The following is a 4,669-nucleotide window of genomic DNA, read 5'->3' on the forward strand; positions in this document are numbered from 1 at the left end:
TGGCGCTGTTGTTGAAGAAGATGTCGGCGAAGCTGGTCGAGACGATGCAGCGTATGCCGAAATCCGCGAGCGCCCACGGGGCGTGCTCGCGCGAGGAGCCGCAGCCGAAATTATCGCCCACCACCAGGATCTTGGCGTTGCGATAGGCGGGCTGGTTGAGAACGAAGTCCGGGTTCTCCGAGCCGTCGTCCCGGTAGCGCATCTCCGAGAACAGGCCCTTGCCGAGGCCGGTGCGCTTGATGGTCTTGAGATACTGCTTGGGGATGATGCGGTCGGTGTCGACGTTGACGATCCGCAGCGGCGCCGCGACGCCTTCGAGAACGGTGAACTTTTCCATGATGCGAGCTTTCCGGCGGCCCCGGGGGCGGCCCATCGGGCGCTTGTAGCAAGCCGGCGGGGCACCGCAAAGGCCGCGCCCGCGCGGCTGCGGGCACCGGCGTCCCGCTAATGGCGGATGCCGCGCGGCCGCGCTTCGGCCAAACCGGGGCGAGGGCGCGGCCCGGTCCCCGGCGCGGCACCGACGGCCGTGCCTCGCCGGGGCGTGATCCCCCGTTGCGGCTTGTCATCATAGGAATATATGCTCAAGCTGAGCAGAGCAGGCGCGGAACCGGATCGTGATGACAGATGTTCGCGACGATCGTCTGGCTGACGCGATCGATCTGTTCTACGAGGCGGCGCTGAACCCGGAGCGCTGGCCGGCGGTGCTGGAGGCCTACGGGCGCGCCGTCGGCGCGGACGGCGCCGTGATGCTGCCCGGGCCGGCGGCGCCGCTCGCGGCCTCGGTGTCGGAGGACATGGCCGAGGTGGTGGAGGCGGGGGTCCGGGACGGCTGGCTCGCCGAGAACCCGCGGATCGCGCGCGGCATCCAGGCCCTGAAGGATCCGCGCGGCGTGATCACCGAGTCCCAGATCTTCACGCCGCGGGAACTCGACCACATCCCGTTCAACGCGGATTACGTGGGACGCTACGGCAACCGCTGGTTCGCGGGCCTCTACATGGTGGCGGAGGGGGAGCGCAGCGTCATCCTGTCGGCGGAGCGCCGCCGCGAGCGCGAGATGTTCTCGCACCGGGAGATCGCGCAGATCCGGCGGGCGGTGCCGCACCTGCAGCGGGCCGGGCAGATCGCCCTGCGGCTCGCCGAGGCGCGGGCCGGCGCCGCGCTCGACGCCTTCGAGACCCTCCGCTGCGGCGGCCTGCTGCTCGACGCGAGCGGCACGGTGCTGCGGATGAACGCCCACGCCGAGCGGCAGCTCGGCCGCGGCATCGCCGTCGTGAAGGGGGCGCTGCTCGCCCAGGATCGGGCGGCGAACGCCGCCCTCGGCCGCCTGATCGCGAGCGCGATCCGCGCCGGCCGGCCGCACGAGGGGGCGGCCGAGGGGCCGGTGGCGGTGCCGCGGCCCGAGGGCCCGCCCCTGATCCTGCACGCGGCCCCGCTCGCCGGGGCGGCGCAGGACCTGTTCCAGCGCGCCCGCGCGGTGATCCTGGTGGTCGATTCCGCGGCGGGCGGGCGCCCGGGCGAGGCCCTGCTGCGGCAGGCCTTCGGGCTCACGGCCGCGGAGGCGCGCCTCGCCCGCGACCTCGCCGAGGGGGGCGAACTCGCGGCGGTCGCGGCGGCTCACGGCATCACGATCGCCACCGCGCGCTCGCAGCTCAAGGCCGTCTTCGCCAAGACACGCACCCACCGCCAGCCGGAACTCGTCGCGCTGCTGGGGCGGATGCGGCTGTGATCCGGGATCCGCTTGATCGAAGCGGATCCCGGATCACGCGCCTGCGCGGCGTCAGAGCGAAGCCCAAATCCGCCGTCCCGAAGGGATCAAGCGGATCGGGTATGATCCGACATCCGACGGATTGCGTCGCCATGCGGATGCCGGCGTCGCTCACGCGCCGCGCGGGCGACGCGCCGCGGAGCGCGGGACCGATGGCAGCCCCTCGACCGCGCGTCAGGCGCCCGCGCGATGGCGGGCCGCGTCCAGGCTGAGCGGCCCCGGCCCGGCGAAGACGAGGTAGAGGAAGACGAAGCAGTAGAGGATGGCCGCGTCGCCGCCGTTGAGGGTTGGGAAGAAGCCGCGCGGCGCGTGCCCGATGAAGTAGGCGAAGGCCATCTCGCCCGACAGGATGAAGGCGACCGGCCGGGTGAGGAGGCCGAGGGCGAGGAGCGCGCCGCCCACGAGTTCGAGGATGCCGGCGATCCCGGGAAGGGTGGTCAGGCCGGGCGGGTTCGGGTGGGGCGGGAAGCCCAGCACCTTCTGGGTGCCGTGGGCCATGAAGATCAGCGCCGCCATGATGCGCAGGACGCTGAGCATGACGGGGGCGTAGTGGTCGAGGGTGGCGCGCATCGCGAACTCCGGCGGGCCCTCCGGAGGAGGCCGGGGGCAACGACGCCCTTAGCCCGGCGGCGACGAGACGCTCAAGCCCGACGCCCCGGCCCGGGCGCGCCCGGGCCGGGTTCGCGCCTCAGCGCGAGCCGGAGAGTTCCAGCACGTCGTCGAAGGTGCGCAGGCCCGCCTTCTGGGCGTTCACCAGCACCGCCATGTTGCCGGGCGCGTGCTGGTTGCGCCACATCTTGGTATGGGCGTGCGGGATCTTGTCCCACGGGAACAGCTCGCTCATGCACGGATCCACCCGCCGGTCGATCACGAACTGGTTCGCGGCCGCCGCCTGCTTGAGGTGCGCGAAGTGCGAGCCCTGGATCCGCTTCTGGCGCATCCAGACGTAGCGCGCGTCGAAGGTGATGTTGAAGCCGGTCGTCCCGGCGCAGAACACCACCATGCCGCCGCGCTTCACCACCAGCGACGACACCGGGAACGTCGCCTCGCCCGGATGCTCGAACACGATGTCGACGTCGTTGCCCTTGCCGGTGATGTCCCAGATCGCCTTGCCGAACTTGCGCGCCTCCTTCAGCCACTCCGTGTACTCGGCTGAGTTGACCTTCGGGAGCTGACCCCAGCACTTAAAGTCCTTGCGGTTGATCACCCCCTTCGCGCCGAGGCTCATGACGTAGTCGCGCTTCGACTCGTCCGAGATCACCGCGATCGCGTTGGCCCCCGAGGCCGCGCAGAGCTGCACGCCGAACACGCCGAGCCCGCCCGAGGCGCCCCAGATCAGCACGTTCTGGCCGGGCCTCACCGTGTGCGGCGCGTGGCCGAACAGCATCCGGTAGGCGGTCGCGAGGGTGAGCGTGTAGCAGGCGCTCTCCTCCCAGGTCAGGTGCTGGGGCCGCCGCATCAGCTGGCGCGACTGCACCCGGCAGAACTGCCCGAAGGAGCCGTCCGGGGTCTCGTAGCCCCAGATCCGCTGCGACGGCGAGAACATCGGGTCGCCGCCATTGCACTCCTCGTCGTCCCCGTCGTCCTGGTTGCAGTGGACGATGACCTCGTCGCCGACCTTCCAGCGCTTCACCTTGGCGCCGACCGCCCAGACGATGCCGGACGCGTCCGAGCCGGCCACGTGGAAGGGGGCCTTGTGGACGTCGAACGGGGAGATCGGCTCGCCGAGGCCCGCCCAGACGCCGTTGTAGTTGACGCCCGCGGCCATCACGAGAGCCAGCACCTCGTCGTCGCCGATGGTCCAGGTCGGGGACGACCTCGACCTGCATGGAATCCTCGGGCGGGCCGTGCCGCTCCCGGCGGATCGCCCAGGCGTACATCCTGGACGGCACATGGCCGAGCGGCGGGATCTCGCCGATCTCGTAGAGGTCCTTCAGCTGCCCCGATCCCCCGGGGATCGGCCGCACCGCAGCGCCCGCACCCCATTGCGGACCCTCCCTTCAGATATTGCACTGCACCGATCCTAGCGACGATCAGGACGGGGTCAAATAGACCAAAAGCAGGGCAGACGGACGCCGAAAACGCAGGCAATCCGCTTCCCGCGCCGGCGCCGCGCGGGCGGTCGGCGCACCGCTTGCTTGCGCTGACGCGCGGTCGGGCCCGTGCGGCCGGCGCGAGCGACGCGCGCGGGGCGTGACGGCCCCCGGCGGCGTGTCTACGATGCGGCGCCCCGGACGGGGCTCGGACGGAAGCGAGGGCGAGGGGCGCCATGGGCGAACAGGCGACGAGGACGGCGCAGCGCGACAAGCCGTGGATCATCCGCACCTATGCGGGCCACTCGACCGCGGCGGATTCGAACGCGCTCTACCGGAAGAACCACCTCGCCAAGGGGCAGACCGGCCTGTCGGTGGCCTTCGACCTGCCGACCCAGACCGGCTACGACCCCGACCACGAACTCGCCCGCGGCGAGGTCGGCAAGGTCGGCGTCTCGATCGCGCATCTCGGCGACATGCGGACCCTGTTCCGCGACATCCCGCTCGCCCAGATGAACACGTCGATGACCATCAACGCGACGGCGCCCTGGCTGCTCGCGCTCTCAACCTCGCGGTCGCGGAGGAGCAGGGGGCGCCGATCGCGGCCCTGCAGGGCACGACGCAGAACGACATCATCAAGGAGTACCTCTCGCGCGGCACCTACGTGTTCCGCCGCGGCCCCGAGCCTTCGGCTCACCAAGGACGTGATCCTGTTCACGACCAAGCACGTGCCGAAGTGGAACCCGATGAACGTCTGCTCCTACCACCTGCAGGAGGCGGGCGCGACGCCGGTCCAGGAACTCTCCTACGCGCTGGCCATCGCCATCGCGGTGCTCGACACCGTGCGGGCGGATCCGGATTTCGACGAGG

At 71.2% G+C, this 4,669-nt stretch carries 3 protein-coding genes and 2 pseudogenes; 2 read left to right on the top strand and 3 right to left on the bottom strand.

What is annotated here, in order from left to right; all coding sequences use genetic code 11:
* A partial coding sequence (gene leuD, locus MET2598_RS37475) for a 3-isopropylmalate dehydratase small subunit (protein ID WP_018263048.1) occupies positions 1–337 on the bottom strand: 337 nt, incomplete at its 3' end.
* A gap of 280 nt (positions 338–617) precedes the next feature.
* On the opposite strand from leuD, the gene MET2598_RS0127415 reads away from it, so the two are divergent.
* Positions 618–1,727 (top strand): helix-turn-helix transcriptional regulator, encoded by a 1,110-nt coding sequence (locus MET2598_RS0127415; protein WP_018263049.1) that lies wholly within the window; start codon positions 618–620, stop codon positions 1,725–1,727.
* 213 nt (positions 1,728–1,940) lie between these two features.
* On the opposite strand, the gene MET2598_RS0127420 is transcribed toward MET2598_RS0127415, so the two are convergent.
* Entirely contained in the window at positions 1,941–2,336 is a 396-nt protein-coding gene (locus MET2598_RS0127420) for a DoxX family protein (RefSeq protein ID WP_018263046.1), read from the bottom strand.
* A 118-nt stretch (positions 2,337–2,454) separates the two neighbouring features.
* Positions 2,455–3,646, bottom strand: a pseudogene (gene ccrA, locus MET2598_RS37480) (crotonyl-CoA carboxylase/reductase).
* 389 nt (positions 3,647–4,035) lie between these two features.
* On the opposite strand from ccrA, the pseudogene MET2598_RS37485 reads away from it, so the two are divergent.
* Positions 4,036–4,669 (top strand): annotated as a pseudogene (locus MET2598_RS37485) (methylmalonyl-CoA mutase family protein); the annotation flags it as partial.

It is taken from the genome of Methylobacterium sp. WSM2598, assembly GCF_000379105.1.
In the GTDB taxonomy this organism is placed as follows: Bacteria; Pseudomonadota; Alphaproteobacteria; order Rhizobiales; family Beijerinckiaceae; genus Methylobacterium.